Consider the following 21,684-nt stretch of genomic DNA (forward strand, 5'->3'; position numbering starts at 1 on the left):
GGGGCGTCTGTTCATGCCGACAGCAGCTTGTTGATCAGCTCGGGTGTGCTGCCCGCCTGGTATTTCTTCATCAGCCGGGCGCGGTAGACATCCACCGTGCGGGGGCTCACGCCCAGGCGGCGGCCGATGAGCTTGCTCGTCTGGCCCTCGACCAGCAGTGCTGCGATCTCCCGCTCGCGGGGCGTGAGGTCGGCGCTGATCTGCCGGCGCGCCGACAGGTCCTCGAAGCTCCAGATGCCACGGGCGTGCGGGTCGGCCGGGTCCAGCGCGCGGCCCGTTACGTGGCACCAGAATGGCTCGCCAGTGGACAGCCGCCGCATGACGCGGTCGTCCGCATAGTGGCCCAGCACGTCCAGGCTCGCCACGATGCGGGCGCCGGTGCGCTCGAACTCCGCCGCGCTCGGGTACATCACCGCGAAGCTCTGGCCGACCAGCTGGGCTCGCGTGGCGCCGAACATCTGCAGCACGCGCTCGTTGCAGTCGACGATCTGGCGCTGGACCGACAGCACGAGGCCGACCGGGGCCAGCTGGAAGGCGCTGCGGTAGTCAAAGGCGTCGGAGCTCACGCGAAGGGCAGGGGTGGCAGGGCGGATGATCCTACCCGGGCGGGTGCGTCGCCCGAGCCGTCCCGGGGTGGCTGGCGGCCGCCGCAGCAGCGGCGCATTAGTCAAATTTGCGTAATCGACGTGACCGGAGTCGGGCGCTACGCTTCGCGCTTCTTGCAGCAGGAGACAGCATGAACAAGGTGTACCCGAGCGCTGACGAAGCGCTTCGTGGCGTCGTGAAGGACGGGCAGTTGCTGGCCGTTGGTGGTTTCGGCCTGTGTGGCATCCCGGAGGCCCTGATCAAGGCGCTGCGCGACAGCGGCGTGAAGGACCTGACGGTCATCTCCAACAACGCGGGCGTGGACGGCTTCGGCCTGGGCCAGCTGCTGGAGACGCGGCAGATCAGGAAGATGATCTCCAGCTATGTCGGCGAAAACAAGGAGTTCGAGCGCCAGTATCTGGCCGGCGAACTGGAGCTGGAGTTCACGCCGCAGGGCACGCTGGCCGAGAAGCTGCGCGCCGGCGGCGCCGGCATCCCGGCCTTCTTCACGAAGACCGGCGTCGGCACCATCGTGGCCGAGGGCAAGGAGCTGCGCGAGTTCGACGGCGAGACCTACGTCATGGAGCGGGCGCTCGTGCCGGAGGTGGCGCTGGTCAAGGCCTTCAAGGCCGACAAGAGCGGCAACCTCGTCTTCCGCCGCACCGCGCGCAACTTCAACCCGGCTGCGGCGATGGCGGGCAAGCTGACGGTGGTGGAGGTGGAGCAGCTCGTCGAGACCGGCAGCATCGACCCGGACGACGTGCACCTGCCGGGCATCTATGTGCACCGCATCGTCGTCAACGCCAATCCGGAAAAGCGGATTGAGAAGGTGACCCTCTCTCCCAAGAAGGAGGCCTGAACCATGGCCTGGACTCAAGATCAGATGGCTGCCCGCGCGGCCCAGGAGCTGGAAGACGGCTTCTACGTGAACCTCGGCATCGGCATCCCGACGCTGGTGGCCAACCATGTGCCCCCAGCCAAGGAAGTCTGGCTGCAGAGCGAGAACGGCATGCTGGGCATCGGCCCGTTCCCGACCGAGGACGAAGTCGATGCCGACCTCATCAACGCCGGCAAGCAGACGGTCACCACGTTGCCTGGCTCCAGCATCTTCGGCAGCCACGACAGCTTCGCGATGATCCGCGGCGGCAAGATCAACCTCAGCATCCTGGGCGCGATGCAGGTCAGCGGCAAGGGCGACCTGGCCAACTGGATGATCCCCGGCAAGATGGTCAAGGGCATGGGCGGGGCGATGGACCTTGTGGCCGGCGTGAAGCGCGTCATCGTGCTGATGGAGCACGTGGCCCGCAAGAAGGACGGCACCGAGGACCTCAAGATCATCCCGAACTGCACGCTGCCGCTGACCGGCGTGGGCGTGGTGGACCGCATCATCACGGACCTCGGCGTGTTCGACGTCGAGCCCGAAGGGCTGAAGCTCGTCGAGCTGGCCGAGGGAGTGACACGCGAGTTCGCCCAAAGCAAGACGGGCGTGCCCCTGCTTTGAATCGCGGGAGATGTTTCTCCCGGTAAGTGCAATGACGTTTCTCACGCCACGCGCTTGAGGGGCGTACGCGGGGTTGTAGGGTTGGCATCATCCAGCCCGCAACTCCGCCACGCCTCATGCAAGACCTGCCCGACCTGATCGCCTCTGCGCCGCCTCCCGCGGCCAACGAGGCGGGTTCCTCCGCCTCGTTGGCCGCGGCTGCGCTGGCCGCGGCCTCGCTGCTGAGCGCCTGTGGTGGAGGCGGTGGAGGCAGCAGCAGCGCCGCCCCCGGCTCGGAGCCGACCGCCGCGCCGCCGCCGCCGCCGGCTCCGCCCACCGATGCGGAGGCTGCGCGCTTCCTCGCGCAGGCGGGCTTCGCGGCGAAGAGCGCCGACATCGCCACCGTCAAGGCCAACGGCTATGCCGCGTGGCTGGACGCGCAGTTCGCGCTGCCGGTCAGCGATGGTCATTTCGACTGGATGGTGGCGCAGGGCTACGCGGTCGACGCCAACCGCAACAGCTTCGCGGGCCTGGACAACACGCTGTGGCGCAAGTTCATGTCGGCCCCCGACACGCTGCGCCAGCGCGTCGTGCTGGCGCTGTCGGAGATCTTCGTCATCTCGATGGCCGGCCTGCCGGTGCAGTGGCGCGGCTTCGTCGGCGCGGCCTACATGGACATGCTGGAGGCGAATGCCTTCGGCAACTACCGCGCGCTGCTGGAGGCGGTGACGCTGTCCACCGGCATGGGCGTCTACCTCAACATGCGCGGCAACTTGAAGGAAGACCCCAAGACCGGCCGCGTGCCCGACGAGAACTACGCGCGCGAGGTCATGCAGCTGCTCACCATCGGCCTGCTGCAGCTCAATGCCGACGGCAGCGTCAAGCTGGGCGCGGACGGCAAGGCCATCGAGACCTACAACCAGACCGACATCACCAACCTGGCCCGCGTCTTCACCGGCTGGGACTACGACGGCACCAGCGCCACCGACCCGGCCTACGTGAAGAAGCCCATGGTCAACATCGCGTCGCGCTTCTCCACCGGTGCGAAGAAGGTATTGAACGTCGACATCCCCGCCACCGCCGATGGCCCGGCCGCGATGAAGACGGCGCTGGACACGCTGGCCAACCATGCCAACGTGGGCCCCTTCATCGGCCGCCAGCTGATCCAGCGCCTGGTCACGTCCGACCCCAGCGCCGCCTATGTGGGCCGTGTGTCTGCCATCTGGGCCGACAACGGCAGCGGCGTGCGAGGCGACCTGAAGGCCGTCATCCGCGCGGTGCTGCTGGACACCGAGGCGCGTGCACTTTCCACGTCGCCGTCCGCCGGCAAGTTGCGCGAGCCGATCCATCGGCTGCTGCAGTGGGCGCGCAGCTTCGGCGCCACGTCGCCTACCGGCGCCTGGAACGTCGGCGATACGAGCAACCCCGCCACGCGGCTGGGCCAGAGCCCGCTGCGCAGTCCGTCGGTATTCAACTTCTTCCGCCCCGGCTACGTGCCGCCGGGCTCCACGCTGGGCGCCAACGGCGTCACCGCGCCGGAGTTCCAGCTCTGCAACGAGAGCACGACCGCGGGTTATCTCAACTTCCTGCAGACCACCATCGCCAGCGGCGTGGGCGAGGTCAAGGCCAGCTACACGGCCGAGCTGGCGTTGGTGGCTGACCCGGCCGCGCTGGTGGCCGACCTCGCTCTGCGGCTGGGTGGCGGTGGCATCTCGGCGGCGACGCAGTCGACCATCTCGACGGCCATTGCCTCCATCGCCGTGACGACCGACGCCGGCAAGCTCAACCGCGTCTACGCGGCCATCCTGATGCTGATGGCCTGCCCCGAGTATTTGATTCAAAAGTGAGGCCGGCATGAAGCTCAACCAACTCCCCGAGCTGCAGCGCCGCGAGTTCCTGCGCCGTGCGTCGGCCCTGTCCATCGCCGGCACGGCTGCGCCGTGGGCGTTGTCGCTGGCCGGCATCGGCGAGGCCGCTGCGGCCACGGCGCCGACCGACTACAAGGCCCTCGTCTGCCTCTTCATGTACGGTGGCAACGACTACGGCAACACGCTGGTCCCCTACGACACGAGCAGCTACAACGCCTACGCCACCATCCGCCAGACGCTGGCCACGCCGCGCGACACGCTCGCGGCCACCGCACTGCCCGCCGGTACCGACGGCCGGCAGATGGCACTGGCACCGCAGCTCGGCAAGCTCAAGAGCCTGTGGGATGCCGGCAGGCTGGCCGTGCAGCTCAACGTAGGCACGCTGGTGCAGCCCACCACGCTGGCCCAGTACAAGGCGCTGAGCGTGCCACTGCCGCCCAAGCTGTTCTCGCACAACGACCAGCAGTCCGTCTGGCAGGCCAGCTCGCCCGAGGGCGCCACGTCCGGCTGGGGCGGCCGCATGGGCGATCTCTTCCTGGGCGGCAACGGCACGTCGACCTTCACCTGCATCAACGTGTCGGGCAATGCCGTCTTCATGGCCGGCAAGCAGGCCGTGCAGTACCAGGTGGCCACCTCCGGCGCGGTGCCCATCAACGGCGTGACGAAGTCGCTGTACGGCTCGGCGGCCTGCTCCACGGCGCTGCGCTCGCTGATCACGGCCGACCGCACGCACTGGATGGAGGCGGAGCTGAACCGCGTCGTCAAGCGCTCTATCGACGCACAGTCCACGCTCAGCACGGCATTGGCCGCGGTGCCCGCGCTGACGACGACGTTCGACACCAGCGCCAGCCTGTCCTCGCAGCTGCTGATGGTGGCCAAGCTCATCGCCGCGCGCCAGGCGCTGGGCGCGACACGGCAGGTCTACTTCGTGTCGCTGGGTGGCTTCGATCTGCACGACCTGCTCGTCGCTCAGCACCCGGCGCTGCTCACGCAGGTCAACGATGCACTGGCCAGCTTCTATGCAGCCACCGTGGAGCTGGGTGTGGCCGACAAGGTCACCACCTTCACCGCCAGCGACTTCGGCCGCACGCTAACCAGCAACGGCGACGGCAGTGACCATGGCTGGGGCAGCCACCACTTCGTGCTGGGCGGCGCCGTGAAGGGCGGGCGTTTCTACGGCACGCTGCCGTCGGTCAGCGTCAACGGTCCTGACGACGTGGGCCAGGGCCGGCTGCTGCCCACCACGGCGGTGGATCAGCTCGCCGCGACGCTGGCGACGTGGATGGGCGTATCGGCCACCGACCTGCCGACCGTCCTGCCGCAGATCACCAACTACACGGCGCGGGATCTGGGCTACTTCTGACAGGGCCGGGGCGTGCTGCCTAAGATGGCCGCATGCCCTTCAAGCCTTTCTGGATGGCCGTGCTGATGGCCTCGGCCACCGCGCTGGCCCAGCCGGTCGAGCAGCCCGAAGCTGCCACCACGCGTACCGCCAGGACGCCTGGCCTCACCAAGCCGGCCCAACACTTCGCCGTCACGTCCGCCAACCCGCTGGCCGCACGCGTGGGCCTGCAGATGCTGCGTGCCGGCGGCTCGGCCATCGACGCCACCATCGCCATGCAGGCCGTGCTGGGCCTCGTCGAGCCGCAGTCCAGCGGCATCGCCGGCGGCGCTTTCCTGCTGCACTGGGATGGCAGGCAGGTGCAGGCCTACGACGGCCGCGAGACCGCTCCCGCCGCGGCCACGCCGCAGATGTTCCTGAAGCCCGACGGCCGGCCGCTGGCCATGCGCGACGCCGTGCTGAGCGGCCTGTCCACCGGCACGCCCGGCGTGCTGGCCATGCTGGCCGAAGCCCACAAGGCCCACGGCAAGCTGCCGTGGGCGCGGCTGTTCGAGCCGGCCATCCGCCTGGCCGAACAGGGCTTCGCCATCAGTCCGCGGCTGTTCGAGCTGTTCTCGGCCGAGACGGCGCTGCGCAGCGACCCGCAGGCCGGGCCGTATTTCTTCGACGCGGCCGGCAACGCCAAGCCGGTCGGCACCATACTGAAGAACCCGGCCTACGCGGCGGTGCTGCGCGGCATCGCCCGGCAGGGCACCGCGGCGTTCTACGAGGGGGCGGTCGCCGAAGACATCGTGCGCCGCGTGAAGGGCCATGTGCGGCCCGGGCTGCTGACGACGGCCGACCTCGCGGCCTACCGGCCCGTCGTGCGCCCGCCGCTGTGCAACGACTGGCGTGCCTACCGCGTCTGCGGTTTCGGGCCACCGACGTCGGGGCACCTGACGCTGATGCAGATCCTGGGCCTGCTCGACACCCAGCCCAAGGCGGTTGCCGCCAAGGGCATCACGGCCGACTGGATGCATGCCTACGCCGAGTCCGCCAAGCTGGCCTTTGCCGACCGCGCGCAGTTCATCGCCGACCCCGGCTTCGTCGGCGCGCCGGGCGGCGACTGGCTCAACCTGCTGGCGCCGGCTTACCTGAAGGAACGCGGTGCACTGATCGGCGAACGCGCGATGGCGCCCGCGACGGCCGGTGACCCCGGCGCCGTCAGGCAGGCCTTCGCCCCGCAGGCCGAGCAGCTGGAGTCCGGCACCAGCCAGGTCAGCGTCGTCGATGGACAGGGCCAGGCCGTGTCCATGACCACCAGCGTCGAGGCCGCTTTCGGTAACCGCGTCATGAGCGACGGCGGCACGGGCCTGGCCGGCGGTTTCATGCTGAACAACCAGCTGACCGACTTCTCGTTGAACCCGACCGGCGCGGACGGCAAACCGGTCGCCAACCGCGTGGAGGCCGGCAAGCGCCCGCGTTCAAGCATGGCGCCCACGCTGGTGTTCGACCGCGGCGGCCAGCTCCTCATGGTGGCCGGCTCGCCGGGCGGGCCGGTCATCATCCACTACGTCGCCAAGGTGCTGACCGGCGTGCTGGCCTGGGGGCTGCCGGTGCAGCGCGCGGTGGACCTGCCCAACTTCGGCCACTTCAACGGTGGCCAGCTCATTGTCGAGCGCGGGGCGCTGACGGCGGGGCAACTGGCGGACCTAAGGGCACGCGGCCACATCGTCATCGAGACCGACTTGACCAGCGGGCTGCAGGTGCTGATGCGCGTAAAGGGCGGCTGGACGGGCGGCACCGATCCGCGCCGGGAAGGCGTGGTGCTGGGCGAGTAGGGCGGCACGGCAGGAGATTGGTTGGGTTGCTTTGGCGAAGAGCCTTCTGACCCGGTGCCGTGCCGCCGGAATCCGCCCGGCGAGGGCGTGTAACTTTTCTCTGTCGCGCCAGAGAAAAGTCACCAAAAGAGAGGCGCCAACGCAATCCACACTCGAGCGGGAAGTCGCGCTCGCAAGCTCGGAGCTAGACCCGCCCACCTGCGAACCGCTTCGCTCTCGCCCACCACTTGTGCCGGGCACCACAACTCGAACCGGCATCCCGCTTACCGCGCGGCTGCACGCCGGCGCTAGGCAGCCTGAATACCGAACAGCCGCGCCGCCCTGGGCGGCGCTGCATTGGGCTGCTCTGCTGAGCACGGCGTGCAGCCGCGCGTCGGACGGGCAGGTGGGGCGATGGCTGGTGCTCGTCACAAGTCAGACGCGAGAGCGCAGCGGTTCGCATGTGGGCGTGCCGCTTTCGACTGTTGCACGGCGCAGCTCATGCACGTGGTGATCGTGTGCGGTTCAGCGCATCTTCTTTGGTGACTTTCTTCTGGCAAGACAGAAGAAAGTCACCCCGCCGCCGGGCGGGACTCCCGGCAATGCACCGAGCAGATGCTTCCTGCGCAAAAGCAACCCGACTGACGATCAGCGTTTCGTGAGCACGATGAGGCCGAGCGCGCCCAGACCGGCAAACAGCAACCCGCTCCAGACCTCATACGGCAGCCCCAGCAGCTTGTAGGCCGCCGCCTCCGAGCAGTTGGCCGTGATCATGAAGACCGACGGCCACAGCTCTTCAAGGCCCAGCGCGGTGACGATCTTGTCGGCCAGGCCCAGTGCGCAGCTGGCGCTTTCGGCCGCCACCTCGTGCTGGAACACCGCCGCCGTCAGCCCGGCGGCGCACATCACCAGCACCAGCACCACGGCCGCCTGACGCAGCGAGCGCTTGGCCTGCACCAGCCAGCCCAGCAGCGACAGCGCGCCGATGACGAGGAAGATGGCGCGCTGCAGCACGCACCAGGGGCAGGGCTTCACGCCGAACTGATGTTGGGCGATCAACGCCACGCCGACGGCGGCGAAGCTCGCCACGGCCATGCCTGCCAGCGCGCGGGCCGGCAACTTGGAAGGCTGAACGAAGAGCATCAGTCGCGCACTTCCGCGATCAGCTCAATCTCGACGCAGGCCCCCATCGGGATCTGCGCCACGCCGAAGGCGCTGCGGGCGTGCTTGCCGGCATCGCCCAGCACCGTGGCCAGCAGCTCTGAGGCGCCATTGGTGACGAGGTGCTGCTCGGTGAAGTCGGGCGTGCTGTTGACCAGGCTCATGACCTTGACGACGCGCACGACCTTGCCCAGGTCGCCCGTGGCGGCCTGCAGCGTGCCGAGCAGGTCGATGGCCACGGCGCGCGCGGCGGCCTGGCCGGTGGCGGTGTCGGTGTCCTTGCCGAGCTGGCCGACCCAGGGCTTGCCGTCCTTCTTGGCGATGTGGCCCGACAGGAAGACCAGGTTGCCCGTGCGCACGAAGGGCAGGTAGGCAGCGGCTGGAGTGGCAACGGGCGGCAGCGTGATGCCGAGTTCGGCCAGCTTGGCCTGGATGGCGGAGGAGCTCATGCGGGGAAGCGCCGTGGCGCAGGGAAAAAACGGCGGCCATGCTACACCCCGAGGCCGATTCGGCAGGAGTGAGGAAGGGCATTGGCAAAGCGGCCGTGGGACGCGCGTGAGCTGGTGGCGACCGGGCTGGCCTGGCTGGCGGGTCTGGCGTTGCTGCATCGCTGCGAGCGGCTGCCGAGCGGGGTCGAGACGGCGGCGCTGGCTGGCGCCTGCGTGCTGCTGTTCGCGCTGCGGCGGCGGCATTGGCTCGTGCTGGCAGGCTGCGTTGCCGTGCTGGCCTTCACGCAGGCCGCGCTGCGCGCCGAGTGGCGGCTGACGCCCGAACTGCATCCCGCCTGGGAGGGGCGCGACCTGGTGCTGACGGGTCGGGTCGACTCGCTGCCCATCGCCATCACCGGCCAGGGCGGCGTGCCCGGCTGGCGCTTCGAGTTCGCCGTCGAGGCGGTCGGGCCGACTGGTGTCGCGCTGCCGCCCGAGGTGCCGCACCGGCTGATGCTGCTCTCCTACGACGGCCCGGACATCACGGCCGGCGAGCGCTGGCGCTTCACGGCACGGCTCAAGCGCGCGCACGGGCTGGCCAACCCGGGCGGCTTCGATGCGGAGCTATGGCTATTCGAGCAGGGACTGCGCGCCAGCGGCGTCGTTCGCTCGGGCGAGCGGCTGCAGGCCGCGCCGTGGTGGGAAATCGACGCGGCCCGCCAGCGGCTGCGCGCGGCCATCCGCGAGCGTGTGGCCGATCCGGCGATGGCCGGCGTGCTGGCCGCGTTGAGCCTGGGCGACCAGAACGCCATCGCCCACGCCGACTGGGCGCTGCTGCGCGACACCGGCGTGGCGCACGCCTTCAGCATCAGCGGCCTGCACGTGACGATGTTCGCCTGGCTGGCCGCCGCGCTCACCGGGGCGCTGTGGCGGCGCAGCAGCCGGCTGTGCCTGCGCCTGCCTGCGCCCGCGGCCGCGCGTTGGGCCGGCGTGCTGGCCGCGTTGGGCTATGCGCTGTTCTCGGGCTGGGGTGTGCCGGCGCAGCGCACGGTAGTCATGCTGGCGGCCGTGGCGGTGCTGCGCAGCCTGGGCCTGCGCTGGCCCTGGCCACTGGTGCTGCTGGCCGCGGCGGTCGTCGTCACGGCGGTGGACCCGTGGGCGGTCATGCAGCCCGGCTTCTGGCTGTCCTTCGGCGCCGTGGGCCTGCTGATGGCCGCCGGCGGCGAGCACGAGGAAGGCTGGCGGGCTCGGCTGAAGGCGGCCTTGCGCACCCAGGCCGTCGCCACGGTGGGCCTCGCGCCGCTGAGCCTGATCTGCTTCGCGCAGCTGTCCGTCGTGGGGCTGCTGGCCAATCTGGTGGCGATCCCCGTCATCAGCTTCCTCATCACGCCGCTGGCGCTGCTGGGTGGTGTCGTGCCGCCGCTGTGGGCGCTGGCCGCCTGGGTGACGCATGGCCTGATGGTCTGGCTGAAGCTGCTGACGGCGCTGCCGGGCGCCGTGTGGTGGTTGCCCGCGGCGCCGCCGTGGGCGCAGGGACTGGCGCTGCTGGGAGCGGCGCTGATGGTCATGCGCCTGCCGTGGCGGCTGCGGTTGGCGGGCCTGGCGATGACGCTGCCGCTGCTGTGGCCCGCCGTGCCGGGGCCGGCGGCGGGCGAGTTCGAGCTGCTGGCGCCGGACATCGGCCAAGGCAATGCGGTGCTGGTGCGCACGCAGCGCCATGCGCTGCTGTTCGACAGCGGCCCGGCCTACTCGCCCGGCCAGGACGCTGGCGAGCGCGTGCTGCTGCCGCTGCTGCGCTCGCTGGGCGTGGGCCGGCTGGACATGCTGATGCTCAGCCACCGCGACTTCGACCATGTCGGCGGCGCCGCGACGCTGCTGCAGGCCTTGCCCGTGGGCGAGCTGCGCAGCTCGCTGGAGCCCGGCCATGCGCTGTTGCGCGCGGCGCCCGCACAGATGCGTTGCGAGGCCGGCCAGGGCTGGACCTGGGACGGCGTGCGCTTCGACGTGCTGCACCCGACCGCGGCGCACTACGACGCGGGGCTCAAGCCCAACGACCTGTCCTGCGTGCTGCGCATCACGTCGGCCTCGGGCCGGCGTGTGCTGCTGGCGGGCGACCTGGAGGCGGACCAGGAGCGCCGGCTCGTGCGCCGCGAGTCGGACCTGAAATCCACGGTGCTGCTGGTGCCCCACCACGGTAGCAAGACCTCGTCCAGCGCCGAATTGCTGGCAGCCGTGCAGCCTGCGGTCGGCCTCGTGCAGGCCGGCTACCGCAGCCGCTTCGGCCACCCGGCACCGCCGGTGCTGGCGCGTTACCAGGCGGCGGGCATCGCCGTTGTGGCCAGCCCGTCATGCGGGGCCTGGCGGTGGTTCAGCGATGGCCGGCCGGCAACCTGCGAGCGCGACTTGAGCCGGCGCTACTGGAGCGACCGCGTGGCGCCGCCCATCGCGCCGGACGTCGTCACGGGGCCTGACTTGCCGCTGGAGGACGGCTGGTGAGCCAGCGCGCCTTCACCGCCTGCCCCAGCTCGATGACGGCCAGTGCGTAATAGGCCGACCAGTTGTAGCGCGTGACGACCCAGAAGTTCTGTGTGCCCAGCAGCACCGTCGTCGGCTTCTTCGGGCCGTTCTGCAGTTCGATGACGGCGAGCAGGCCGTCATCCTCGCGTGCGGCCTCGGACGGCTCGGCGCCGGCCTCCACGAGTTGCGCGGCCGTGAAGGAGGGCTTGATGTCGGGCGCCAGCAGGCGGCGCCGCGTGATCGGGTCGGCCGGCAGCCGCACGCTGTAGTGCGTGGTCTCGCCCGCATTCCAGCCGTACTCGGACAGGTAATGCGCCACGCTGCCGATGGCGTCCTCCGGGCTGGCGATGAGGTCGATGCGGCCGTCGCCGTCGAAGTCCACGGCGTGTTGCCGCCAGCTGCCGGGCATGAACTGCGGCCAGCCCAAAGCGCCGGCGTAACTGCCCCGCACGTCGGCGGCGTCAAGCCCGTTCTCGCGGCACAGCTTCAGGAACTCGGCCAGCTCGCTGCGGAAGAAGGCCTGGCGCTCGGTGGCCCGTGGGTGTTCGCGCGGGAAGTCGAAGGCCAGCGTGGCCAGCGCGTCCAGCACCTTGAAGCCGCCGGTGATGCGGCCGTAGAAGGTCTCCACGCCGATGATGCCGACGATGACCTCGGCCGGCACGCCGTACTGGCTCTCGGCGCGGGCGAGCGCCGCCTCGTGTTCGGCCCAGAAGGCCACGCCGGCGTCCAGCCGCTTGGGCTCGATGAAGCGGTCCCGGTAGGCCGTCCAGTTCTTGGCCGTGCCTGCAGTGGCGGGCAGGATGAGCTGCTTCACGCGTGGCAGGTCCAGCGCCTGGCCGAGCTGCTCGCGCAGCGCGGCGGCGTCCCAGTTCTGCGCGGTGGCGAGGTCGTCGGCGAAGGCGACGAGGGCGGGACGCGGCCCCAGTGGTTGGGGCGGCGGCGGGGCCTTGGCGTGGCGGGGTTTGGCAGCGTGGGCGCAGAGGCTCAGCGCGAGTCCGGCGCAGAGCGGCAGGAGGAAGCGAAGGCGTGTCACGGGCACAGCATACGGGGCCGCGGTTGGCCGAAGGGCCCTGCCGGCGAACTGCCAGCGCACGGCCCCAGCGCGACGCGCTCAATCGATCTTGAACTGGAACTCTTGCTCGAAGACATGCTGGCCTTCGCATTCATAGCCGGCCAGCGCCTCCAGGATGCGTGCGCGGAAGTACGGGACCACGTCGTCCTCATGCCGGCCGCTGACCTTGAGCGCGTCGATGTCGGCCACTTCGATGACGCCTGCCCGCGTGCTCGCAACGACCATCAGCACCACCTCGCCCGACCACCGGATGTTGCCCTTGAGCGTCGGCAACGGCCTGCTCACGCAGGGCAGGTCGCGGATCTGCAGCAGCGGCGTCACGCGCAAGGCCCGAGCTTCCGGGCCTGCCGTGATGAACCTCATGCCCTTGGGCGGGAAGTCCGGGAGGCTGTCGACAGACTGTCTCGCTGTCTTGTTGAACTCGGCTTGCCGCGCGATGGCGTGGGCGACCAGCGTCTGCAACAGGTCGCCGTCCTGCGCCAGCGCCCCCCGCAGTTCGGCTGAGCTGTTGGGGCAGCGGGCCAGCCAGGCGCGTCGGGCTGCCTCGGGCTGAGGTTCGGCGCCGGCGGCTTCCAGCGCGCGCACGATGACGCCGAGGGCCGCGCCGCGATTCTTCAGCAGGTAGCCCATGCGCGCCAGGTAGGGCGGCAGCAGCACGTAACGTTCGCGTGTGAGCGCGCCTGGCTGGCAGGCGACCAGCGTCAGCGTGGGTGCGAAGCTGGCCATCATCCAAGGCGTCTCGCCTGCCTCGTCGGGGGCGTTGATCGCCAGCCTCACGCTGGGGGAGACCAGCAGCGCCTCGACGATCTGCGCGTAGCCGCTGCTGACGGCCAGCATGAGCGGCGTTGTCCCATGGATGTCGGGCTGGGTCAGCGACAGGTGGTCCGGGGTGCTGTTGACCAGCGCGGAGATCTGCTCGGCCGCGGCATGCTCGGCGTCGTCAGGCGTCCTGGTGGCCTTGGGGTCGGCCAGGATGCGGCGGATCTCGACATCCAGCTTCTCGATGAGCTGTTGCGGTGTGCGCTGAGGCTCGGCCTGCGCAGGTTGCAGTGAGAGCCAGAGTGCGGCCAGCAGGGCCAGGGCGTGCGAGCGGCGGAGAAAGGTAAGGGTGACGGGCATGAGCAGTCGGGCGGGCGTCATTCGACCTTGAACTGGAATTCCTGCTCGAAGACGTGATCGCCTTCGCACTGGTAGTTGGATAACGCGCGGATCAGCGCGCCGCGGAAGTGATCGACGATGAAGGGCTGAGGGGCATCGTCCGACGCCACGGTGATGTCGGCGGCCTCCACGATGCCCGCACGCGTTGCGGCGACGACGTGCAGCCGCAGGGTGCCGGACCAGTTCAGCGCACCGGGCAGCGTGGGCCTGGGCAGGCTCGCGCAGCGCAGTGCTGTGAGGCTCGCCGGCCGGTCGACCGGGTTGATGAACTTCATCTGCGCGGGCGGGCGCTGCGGGATGCTGGCGAGGCCGGCGGCACGGGCCTTGTTGAAACGCATCTGCCGGTCAAGTGCGTCATTGACGAGCACGGTCATCAGATCGCCGCGTGCGAGTGCGTTGCGCAAGTCGGGATCGGTGTTGGGGCAGCGCGCCAGCCAGGCTCGGCGGGCCGCGTCGACATCCCTGCTGGCGCCGGCCTCCTCCAACGCCTGGGCGATGCCGACTGTGACGGACTTGCGGTTCGACATCAGCGAGACCATGCGGCGCAGGTAGGGCACGAGCAGCGGGTAGCGATCCAGTGTCAGCGTGCCGGGTTGGCAGGCCACCAGCGTCATGCCGGGCGCGAACTGTGCCTTCATCCACGCGGTCTCGCCGCTGGCATCGGTCATGTTGATGGCGGCCCGCACACTGGCGTCGGTGAGCAGCGCCTGCACCACCGGCAGGTAGCCGCCGCCGACAGCCTGCATCAGCGGCGTGCGGCCCTGATCGTCAGCCTCGGTCAGTGCAGCGTCCCCGGGCGTGGCGTGGATCAGCGCGGCAATCTCGCCGGCAACGGCGCGTTCAGCGTCCGCGACGGCGCGCTCGGCTGGCCTGGTGCTGCTCAGCGCGCGGCGCACCTGCAAGCCCAGCTGCGCAATGAGCTCGTGAGGCGTCGGGGCCGCAGCGGCGTGGGCGCTGGCGAGCGCGAGCGTCAGCAGGAACAGGGCGGCAGGTTTCACTTCGCGGGGCTGCGTTGCGGCGGTGCCGGAGTGTCTCCGACCTCAGCCCCGTAACCGCCGGATCGCGCGGTGGAATTCACCCCAGGCCGGTGCCGCCCCAACAGCCGCATAGCGAGCGCGCTCCAGTTGCTCCAGCCACAGCGCCGCCGGCTCGGCCGGCTGGCCCAGCTGCTGGCGCAGCGCGCGCGCCCACGCGGCGGGACTTTCGTGGGGGCGCACGACGACGCCCGCGCGCGCCAGCCGCGCGGCGATGCGCGCTCGTTGCCGGCTCCACGCGTCGTGCGGCCGGCTGCTCCAGCGTATCCAGGCCGTGGCCGCCAGCGCGAAGACGAGGATCACGCCGGCGATGGCCTGGCCCAGGCCGACCCAGTCCGGGCGCTCGAAGCCCATCTTCTTCAGCAGGTCGAACTGGTTCTCGCGCGAGTAGTTCAGCACCAGCTGCTGCCAGCGGTTGTTGACGGTCTCCCAGCCGCTGCGCATGGCGCGCCACAGCGTCGGGTTGATCTGCCCGATGACACCCGGCTGCGGCTGCAGCGCCAGGCCCTGGATGACGCGATTGGGCGCGACGGCGGCGGTGGGGTCGCTGCGCAGCCAGCCCTTGCCGTCGACCCAGTACTCGGCCCAGGCGTGGGCGTTGGCGTTGCGCACGACGAGGTAGCTGTCCTGCGGTTCGGCATCCCAGCCCTGGAAGCCGGTGACGATGCGCGCCGGCACGCCCATCGCGCGCATCAGTACGACGAAGGCGGAGGCGAAGTGCTCGCAGAAGCCCAGGCGCCGGTCCAGCCAGAACTCGTCGATGACGTGGGGCGAGGCCTCGCCGTAGCGACCGGGCGACAGGGTGTAGATGTAGTCGGCGTTGCGCACATGGTCCAGCAGTGCGGCGGCCAGCGCCTCGGCGCGCGGGCCCGGTTCCAGGTTGGAGAAGCGCGGCTGCGCGGCCAGCTCGTGGGCCCAGGCGATGGCGCGCGGGTTGCGGCCGGGCGGCAGCTCCAGGTTCTTGCCCTGCTGCAGTCGGTTCAGCCGCAGGCCGGCGCTCCAGCCCGCATGGGCGCTGGCGTTGAGCCTCAGCCTTTCGGTGATGGGGCGCGGCGAGGCCCACTGCAGCTCGGCGCCGCGTGTCAGCGTCAGGTCGGGCAGCGAGAGTTGCGTGCCTGGGTTGCCGGGGCTCATCTCCAGCAGCGGCAGCACGGGGATGCGCAGCGGCTCCAGCGTCATCTCGTAGCGGAACGCGGGGCCGCTGGTGGCGAGGTCGTCGCGGCCGCGCAGCCAGGCCTCGCTCGGGCGGGCGTCGGGCGCGCGCCAGGTCTTGCCGTCGAAGCGGGTCAGCACCGGGCCGCGGAAGTAGCGCTGGTCGGGCGGCGGCACCGGGCCGTCGAACTTCAGCCGCATCGCGATGCTGTCGTCGTTGGCGATCTCGTTCATCGCCCCGAACTCCATCTGGTTGGACAGGCCCGTCCTGCCGATGGCCTCGGTCGGCACGCCCCACAGCGGCGCGATGCGCGGGAACAGCACGAACAGCAGCACCATGACCGGCAGACCCAGCGCCGTCGTGCCGGCGGCGCGGCGCGCGGCGATGGCGATGCTGGGCACACCTGTGGGCATCTGCGCCAGCACGACGGCCGCCAGCAGCCCCCACAGCGACACCAGTGCGCCGACGGCCGTCGGCAGCGACTGCGAGTAGAAGAACTGCGTCAGCACGAGGAAGAAGCCGAGGAAGAACACGACGAAGGCGTCGCGGCGCGCGCGCAGCTCCATCGTCTTCAGCGCCATCAGCACGGTCAGCAGCGTGATGCCGGCCTCGCGGCCGACGAGGGTGCGGAAGGTCAGCCAGGTCAGCGCGGCGTAGATGGCGGCGATGCCGATCAGCCACCAGCGGCTGGGCAGCGGGCGCTGGCGCCAGGCGAGCTGGCCGCGCCATAGCAGCACAAGGCCGGTCAGCGCCGTGGCCCACGGCGGCAGATGGCCGGCGTGCGGCGCCATGACGGCGGTGATGACGGCCAGCAGGAAGAAGCTGTCGCGCGTGTCCCGCGGCAGCCGGCCCCACCATGAGGAGAGCGCGTTCATGCGGCGAACCCCGCCAGCAGTTCCAGGCAGGCCTGGCGGTGCACCGCACCCAGCGACGGCGCCAGCTCGCGGCCGGCCAGGCGCAGGCCGTAGGGCTGGCCCTGGCGCTCGGCGGCCAGCACCCACGCCGTGAGGCGGGACAGGCGCGCCTCGGTGTCACGGCCCTGCGTGTCGCGCCAGTCCAGCCACAGGTCCTTCGCCAGCGGCGCCTCGGTCTCGCGCACCCACAGCGGCAGGCCCTGTTCCAGTGCGAGGGCGGACTTGCGCCACAGGATCTGCTTCATCGAGTCGCCGCGGCGGTAGCTGCGCACGCCGGAGAAATCGGTCCCGCTGGCGGACTGATGCGTGGACGCGGCCTCGCCGGCGCCGGCCTCGGCCTGCGTGGGGAAGGGCGCCGGCACGTCCTCGGCGCGCGGGTAGACCCAGACCTTGGCCGCAGGCCGCCAGTAGCTCCAGGCGCGGAAGAAACCCAGCGGGAAGCGTGTGGAGACGACGAGGCGCGGCAGCTCGCGCAGGCCGCGCTGCAGGGCTGGCAGGCGCAGGCGCAGCACCGCGTGGCCCCGTGCCGGTACGTCCACCCAGGCGGGCTCGGTGAGGCGGCCATCGAGCTGGGCGCTGACGGCGATGCCAAAGCGCGCGCTGCCGGTGTTGTGCAGGCGCAGCTCCAGCGTGTATTCGTCGCCGGCGTGCACGCCTTCGGGCGCCCTCAGGTCCATCTGCAGGCCGCGCAGGTTGGCGTGCGTCGTGTGCATGGACGCCAGGCCCGCGCCGGTCAGCGCGAAGGTGAGGCCGTAGCCCAGGCTCAACTGCTCGTTGATGCTGGCCAGCAGCAGCACGCCCAGCGTGCCGCAGAAGGACAGGCCGGCCAGCGTCGGCACGATGTAGACGTTGCGCTGCGTGGTCTGGTGCGTGTCGGCCGGCGCCTGGCGGGCCTGCCACCAGGCTTGCCAGCGGGCGCGGAGGGCATGGGGAACAGCCATGCCGGCAGGATAAGCGAGGCCCTGCGAACGGTCCGCCAGAGGGTCAGGCGGCAGGCAGCTGCGCCCGCAGCGCCGCCAGCTCCTGCCGCAGCGCCGCGTTCTCGGCCTCCAACTCCGCGACGCGCTGGCGCAGCGAGTCGAGGGTGGGTTCAACCGTCTCAGGCGCCGCGGCATCGGTGGCCGGCGTGTCGGCTTCGGGCGCCTCGTCGACCGGTACCACGACCCGGCGCTTGGCCTCGCGCACGCGCTTGGCGGCCTGCTTCAGTTCGTCGGCACCGGCATTCGCCGCAGCGGCCTGTTCCTCGGCCGGCAGCGTGGCGACGGCCGCGGCCGCGTTGATCGAGATGGTGCCAGCCTTCACGGCGGCCACCAGTTCAGGGGCGGCCTGTTTCTGGATCTTCTCGATCATCACCATCTGGTTGCTGCTGACCCGCGCAGCCTTGGCCAGCGCCTCGCGGGTCTGCAGCGCGTCGTCGGCGGGCGCGGGCGCGGTGGTCACGGCCGCCTCGACGGCGGCCGGCGCCTCGGGCTCGGCCGCAGGCGCGCTGCGCGCGCGCCGGTCGGCGACGATCTCGCGCTTGCGCAGCGCCAGCACGCCGCGCTGGAAGTCCGAGATGCTGCGCCGGCCCAGGTGCTGGTCGATCATCCACAGGTGCACGTCCTCCATGGACTGGAAGCGCGGGTTCTGCACCGTCTGGAAGGGCAGTCCGTGCTTCATGCAGATGCCGTAGCGGTTGTGACCGTCCACCAGCACATTGCCCCACAGCACCAGCGCATCGCGGCAGCCCTCGGCCAGGATGCTGCGCTCCAGCGCGTCGTGCTCATCCGGTGTCAGCGGATCGATGTAGGCCTTGAGTTCTTCTTTGACGACGATGTCCATGGAGACCGGGCGCGGTGGCGTGGGCGAAAAAGGCGCGGATTCTAGAGACCGCCCCGACCGCCGACCGCAGCGATGCTCGCGTCGTGGCGCTGGGCCGCCCAGGCCGATGGCGAAGATTGGCCTGACCTTGTGAGCCGAATCGGTTGATTTTGGATGATTGGTCAGGCCGGCTCCGTGACAATCCCTCCATGATCGAACAGCTCAAGGGCGCCGACACCCGGCGCCTGTACCACCAGATCGCGGACCAACTCCGCGATCTGATCCGCCAGGGGCACTACGACATTGGCAGCCGCCTGCCTCCCGAGCGCGAACTGGCCCAGCAGCTGGGCGTGTCGCGGCCCTCGGTGCGCGAAGCGCTGATCGCGCTGGAGATTGCCGGTTGCGTGGAGGTGCGCATGGGCGCCGGCATCTACGTTCGCGGCAGCGGCGAGGTGGCCGAGACGGCCGGCCTGGGCGAAAGCCCGCTGGAGCTGATGCAGGCCCGCGTCGTGCTGGAAGGTGGGCTGATGCCGCAGGCCTGCGCACGTGCCACGCCCGAGGGACTCGCGGCGGTGCGAGCGGCCGTGGACGACATGCGGGACGCCATCGCCGCCGGCAGGTCGGCGCTGGACGCCGACCGCCGATTCCACCAGGCCGTCGCGGCGCTGGCGGGCAACTCCGTCGTGGAACGGCTGGTCGGTGAACTATTCAACGGCCGCTACAGCCCGATGTCACTGCAGCTCAGTGCGTTGGCCGACACGCATCAGAACTGGGAGGACGCGCTGCGCGAGCACGAGCGCGTGCTGCTCGCGCTGGAGGCTAACGACCCGCTGGCCGCGCAGGCGGCAATGCGGGCGCATCTGTTCAATGCGCAGGATAGGTGGGCGGGGAATCGGTTGAAGGGGTGACGGCTACTCAATGCCGTTGGACGTCACGACAAAGTGGGGCTTGTCATGTTCAGGCGACAAGAGTCGCCAAAACTCGTCCGCTTCATCTGAGGGGCGGGGGGCTGGGACCACCTCCAAATAGAGGCCGCCTTCAAGAGCGAGCGCGAAGGCTCCTGCTCGAACGCATTCAACGGCCAGCACGCTGGGCCCGCGCAGAAGGGCTTTCTCGACGATGGCAAGGATCTGTGGCGTGTTGTCGCGCTCGTCGTGGCAGTGATGGTCGATGGACCCAATGATGATCTCGTCGGATGTCGAAAGCCGCCACAACGCCTGAATGTGGAGAGCGCGCTCACCGACAAGAGTCGCCTTTCCGTTCCTCGTTGTCGTTTCGCGCTTGCCGCCGAATTGCACGGACAACGTGCCAGCTGCAAACGTAGCTTTCCAGGCGGGAAGTCCAACGAGCTTTTGAAGCTCTTGTTTGATTTCGGCGGAAGGAAGCATGTTCGGAAGAAAGAGTTTGGGTGTGTCGCACCTGAGCGCGCATTTGGCCGTGACTCAAGGCAGCGCAATCGCCTCAATCATCGCCCGCACCTGCTCCCTCGCCCCACGCCCCGCACCCGCCCGCGGCTGCAGCCGGTGCGCGATGGTCTGCGGCAGGATGGCCTGGATGTCGTCGGGGGACACGTAGTCCCGCCCCTGCAGCAGCGCCCGCGCGCGTGACGCGCGCAGCACGGCCAGGCCCGCGCGCGGCGACAGGCCTTCGACGAACCACTGGCCGGAGCGCGTCGCGGCGATCAGTGCCTGCAGGTAGTCGATCAGCGGCGGCGCGGCGTGGATCGCCTTCACGGCGGCCTGCACCTCGATCAGCTCGGCCGGCGTCATGACGGGCTTGAGCGCCTTCAGCTGCTCCCGGCTGTCGCCGCCCATCAGCAATTCGCGCTCGGCGCCGGCGTCCGGGTAACCCAACGAGATGCACATCAGGAATCGGTCCAGCTGCGACTCCGGCAGCGGGAAGGTGCCGAGCTGTTCGCTCGGGTTCTGCGTCGCGATGACGAAGAAGGGCTCGGGCAGCGGGTGGCTGACGCCCTCGATGCTGACCTGGTGCTCCTCCATCGCCTCCAGCAGCGCGCTCTGCGTCTTGGGGCCGGCGCGGTTGATCTCGTCGGCCAGCAGCACCTGCGCGAACACCGGGCCGGGGTGAAAGGCAAAGCCGTTTCTCTCGCGCTCGTAGACCGACACGCCCAGCAGGTCGCTGGGCAGCAGGTCGGCCGTGAACTGCAGCCGCGAGAACTTCAGCCCCAGCGAGATGGCCAGCGCGTGGGCCAGCGTCGTCTTGCCCACACCGGGCAGGTCTTCGATGAGGAGATGGCCGCCGGCCATGAGGCAGGACAAGGAATCGGCGATCTGCGCGGGTTTGCCCTTGATGACCGTGCTAATCTGGTTTTGCAGGGCCTGCAGTTGGCCCGCCAGCGTTCGTGATTGCGTCATGGCGCGGACCATATCAAGAGACATCGGTAAATGCCTACCGCGTACTTCAACCCCCCCGAATGCCGCCGCCACGAGATGGGCGCCGGTCATCCCGAATGCCCCGAGCGGCTGGCCGCCATCGACGACTGGCTGATCGCCTCCGGCGTGGCGCCTGCGCTTGAACACCATGACGCCGCGCCGGTGGACCTGAAGGCCGTGGAGCGTGCCCACACGCATGGCTACGTGGCCGAGATCGGCGAGCTGCTGCGCGGCTGCGCCGAGCGCGGCGAGCGCGCCGCGGTGGACCCGGATACGTCCGCCAACGCCCACACCTGGGCCGCGGTGCTGGCCGGCGCCGGTGCGGCCGTGCAGGCCACCGACCTGGTCATCGACGGCGGTGCCGACAACGCCTTCTGCGCCGTGCGCCCGCCGGGCCATCACGCCACGCGGGACCAGAGCATGGGCTTCTGCTTCTTCAACAACGTGGCCATCGCGGCGCGGCACGCGCTGGATGATCGCGGCCTGCAGCGCGTGGCCATTGTGGACTTCGACGTCCACCACGGCAACGGCACCGAGGACATCATCGCGGGCGACGACCGCGTGCTGATGGTCAGCCTGTTCCAGCATCCGCTGTACCCGTACAGCGGCGCCGTGCCCAAGGGCACCAACATGGTCAATGTGCCGGTGCCGGCCTACACGCGAGGGGGGGAGATTCGCGAGATCATCGAGGCGATGTGGCTGCCTGCGCTGGAGCGCTTCAAGCCGCAGATGATCTTCATCTCTGCCGGGTTCGACGCCCACCGCGAGGACGACCTGGGCCAGCTGGGCCTCGTCGAGGCCGACTACGAATGGATCACGCTCAGGATCAAGGACGTGGCCGCGCGCCATGCCCAGGGGCGCATCGTGTCGGTGCTGGAGGGCGGCTACAACCTCCACGCGCTCGCGCGCAGCGTCGGCGTGCATCTGCGGGCGCTGGCGGATATCTAACCTTTGCGGGACAGACCGCCCGAGCGCAGCGA

19 protein-coding genes are annotated in these 21,684 nt (G+C 70.2%); 8 read left to right on the forward strand and 11 right to left on the reverse strand.

What is annotated here, in order from left to right; translation table 11 throughout:
• Positions 1-11: 11 nt before the first annotated feature.
• Positions 12-566 carry a LuxR C-terminal-related transcriptional regulator gene (locus tag ACG04R_RS27150; protein ID WP_394417481.1) on the reverse strand — a complete coding sequence of 185 codons (555 nt, stop codon included), beginning with the start codon at positions 564-566 and terminating at the stop codon, positions 12-14.
• A 170-nt stretch (positions 567-736) separates the two neighbouring features.
• Here ACG04R_RS27150 and ACG04R_RS27155 point away from each other — a divergent pair, with 170 nt between their 5' ends.
• The 5 genes from ACG04R_RS27155 (at position 737) to ACG04R_RS27175 (ending at position 7,095) form a co-directional block, all read left to right on the forward strand.
• Positions 737-1,444: a CoA transferase subunit A gene (locus ACG04R_RS27155; protein ID WP_394417484.1), complete on the forward strand. Its 708-nt coding sequence runs from the start codon at positions 737-739 to the stop codon at positions 1,442-1,444.
• Positions 1,445-1,447: 3 nt separating this feature from the next.
• Positions 1,448-2,086 (forward strand): 3-oxoacid CoA-transferase subunit B, encoded by a 639-nt coding sequence (locus ACG04R_RS27160; protein ID WP_394417487.1) that lies wholly within the window; start codon positions 1,448-1,450, stop codon positions 2,084-2,086.
• Positions 2,087-2,202: 116 nt separating this feature from the next.
• Complete coding sequence (locus ACG04R_RS27165; RefSeq protein ID WP_394417490.1) at positions 2,203-3,912, forward strand: DUF1800 domain-containing protein; 1,710 nt, start codon at positions 2,203-2,205, stop codon at positions 3,910-3,912.
• Between the two features lie 7 nt (positions 3,913-3,919).
• Positions 3,920-5,296 carry a DUF1501 domain-containing protein gene (locus tag ACG04R_RS27170; RefSeq protein ID WP_394417493.1) on the forward strand — a complete coding sequence of 459 codons (1,377 nt, stop codon included), beginning with the start codon at positions 3,920-3,922 and terminating at the stop codon, positions 5,294-5,296.
• Positions 5,297-5,328: 32 nt separating this feature from the next.
• A complete protein-coding gene (locus ACG04R_RS27175) occupies positions 5,329-7,095 on the forward strand; it encodes a gamma-glutamyltransferase family protein (RefSeq protein ID WP_394417496.1) in 1,767 nt (588 codons plus the stop codon).
• A 627-nt stretch (positions 7,096-7,722) separates the two neighbouring features.
• Here ACG04R_RS27175 and ACG04R_RS27180 read toward each other — a convergent pair.
• A complete protein-coding gene (locus tag ACG04R_RS27180; protein ID WP_394417499.1) occupies positions 7,723-8,217 on the reverse strand; it encodes a disulfide bond formation protein B in 495 nt (164 codons plus the stop codon).
• Positions 8,217-8,684, reverse strand: a complete 468-nt coding sequence (locus ACG04R_RS27185) for a RidA family protein (protein WP_394417502.1) — start codon at positions 8,682-8,684, stop codon at positions 8,217-8,219. The genes ACG04R_RS27180 and ACG04R_RS27185 overlap by 1 nt, the downstream gene beginning before the upstream one ends.
• A gap of 81 nt (positions 8,685-8,765) precedes the next feature.
• Here ACG04R_RS27185 and ACG04R_RS27190 point away from each other — a divergent pair, with 81 nt between their 5' ends.
• Positions 8,766-11,159, forward strand: coding sequence for a DNA internalization-related competence protein ComEC/Rec2 (locus ACG04R_RS27190; protein ID WP_394417505.1), 2,394 nt, complete (start codon positions 8,766-8,768; stop codon positions 11,157-11,159).
• Here ACG04R_RS27190 and mltB read toward each other — a convergent pair.
• From mltB to ACG04R_RS27220, 6 genes are all read right to left on the reverse strand, one after another.
• Positions 11,122-12,219: a lytic murein transglycosylase B gene (gene mltB / locus ACG04R_RS27195; RefSeq protein ID WP_394417508.1), complete on the reverse strand. Its 1,098-nt coding sequence runs from the start codon at positions 12,217-12,219 to the stop codon at positions 11,122-11,124. The genes ACG04R_RS27190 and mltB overlap by 38 nt on opposite strands.
• 72 nt (positions 12,220-12,291) lie before the next feature.
• On the reverse strand, positions 12,292-13,371 hold the full coding sequence (locus ACG04R_RS27200; protein WP_394417511.1) for an ankyrin repeat domain-containing protein: 1,080 nt from the start codon (positions 13,369-13,371) through the stop codon (positions 12,292-12,294).
• A 17-nt stretch (positions 13,372-13,388) separates the two neighbouring features.
• Complete coding sequence (locus tag ACG04R_RS27205) at positions 13,389-14,408, reverse strand: hypothetical protein (protein WP_394417514.1); 1,020 nt, start codon at positions 14,406-14,408, stop codon at positions 13,389-13,391.
• Positions 14,409-14,450: 42 nt separating this feature from the next.
• Complete coding sequence (locus tag ACG04R_RS27210; RefSeq protein WP_394417517.1) at positions 14,451-16,472, reverse strand: transglutaminase TgpA family protein; 2,022 nt, start codon at positions 16,470-16,472, stop codon at positions 14,451-14,453.
• Positions 16,469-17,452, reverse strand: a complete 984-nt coding sequence (locus ACG04R_RS27215; RefSeq protein WP_394417520.1) for a DUF58 domain-containing protein — start codon at positions 17,450-17,452, stop codon at positions 16,469-16,471. The genes ACG04R_RS27210 and ACG04R_RS27215 overlap by 4 nt, the downstream gene beginning before the upstream one ends.
• A 43-nt stretch (positions 17,453-17,495) precedes the next feature.
• Complete coding sequence (locus ACG04R_RS27220) at positions 17,496-18,332, reverse strand: plasmid replication/partition related protein (protein WP_394417523.1); 837 nt, start codon at positions 18,330-18,332, stop codon at positions 17,496-17,498.
• A gap of 188 nt (positions 18,333-18,520) precedes the next feature.
• Here ACG04R_RS27220 and ACG04R_RS27225 point away from each other — a divergent pair, with 188 nt between their 5' ends.
• Positions 18,521-19,219, forward strand: coding sequence for a FadR/GntR family transcriptional regulator (locus tag ACG04R_RS27225; protein ID WP_394417526.1), 699 nt, complete (start codon positions 18,521-18,523; stop codon positions 19,217-19,219).
• A 3-nt stretch (positions 19,220-19,222) separates the two neighbouring features.
• Here ACG04R_RS27225 and ACG04R_RS27230 read toward each other — a convergent pair whose 3' ends face one another.
• Positions 19,223-19,699, reverse strand: coding sequence for a hypothetical protein (locus ACG04R_RS27230; protein ID WP_394417529.1), 477 nt, complete (start codon positions 19,697-19,699; stop codon positions 19,223-19,225).
• A gap of 54 nt (positions 19,700-19,753) precedes the next feature.
• A complete protein-coding gene (locus ACG04R_RS27235; RefSeq protein ID WP_394417532.1) occupies positions 19,754-20,686 on the reverse strand; it encodes an AAA family ATPase in 933 nt (310 codons plus the stop codon).
• A 30-nt stretch (positions 20,687-20,716) separates the two neighbouring features.
• Here ACG04R_RS27235 and ACG04R_RS27240 point away from each other — a divergent pair, with 30 nt between their 5' ends.
• Positions 20,717-21,652, forward strand: coding sequence for a histone deacetylase family protein (locus ACG04R_RS27240; RefSeq protein ID WP_394417535.1), 936 nt, complete (start codon positions 20,717-20,719; stop codon positions 21,650-21,652).
• Positions 21,653-21,684: the final 32 nt, after the last annotated feature.

The organism is Pelomonas candidula (genome assembly GCF_043555985.1).
In the GTDB taxonomy this organism is placed as follows: Bacteria; Pseudomonadota; Gammaproteobacteria; order Burkholderiales; family Burkholderiaceae_C; genus Pelomonas; species Pelomonas candidula.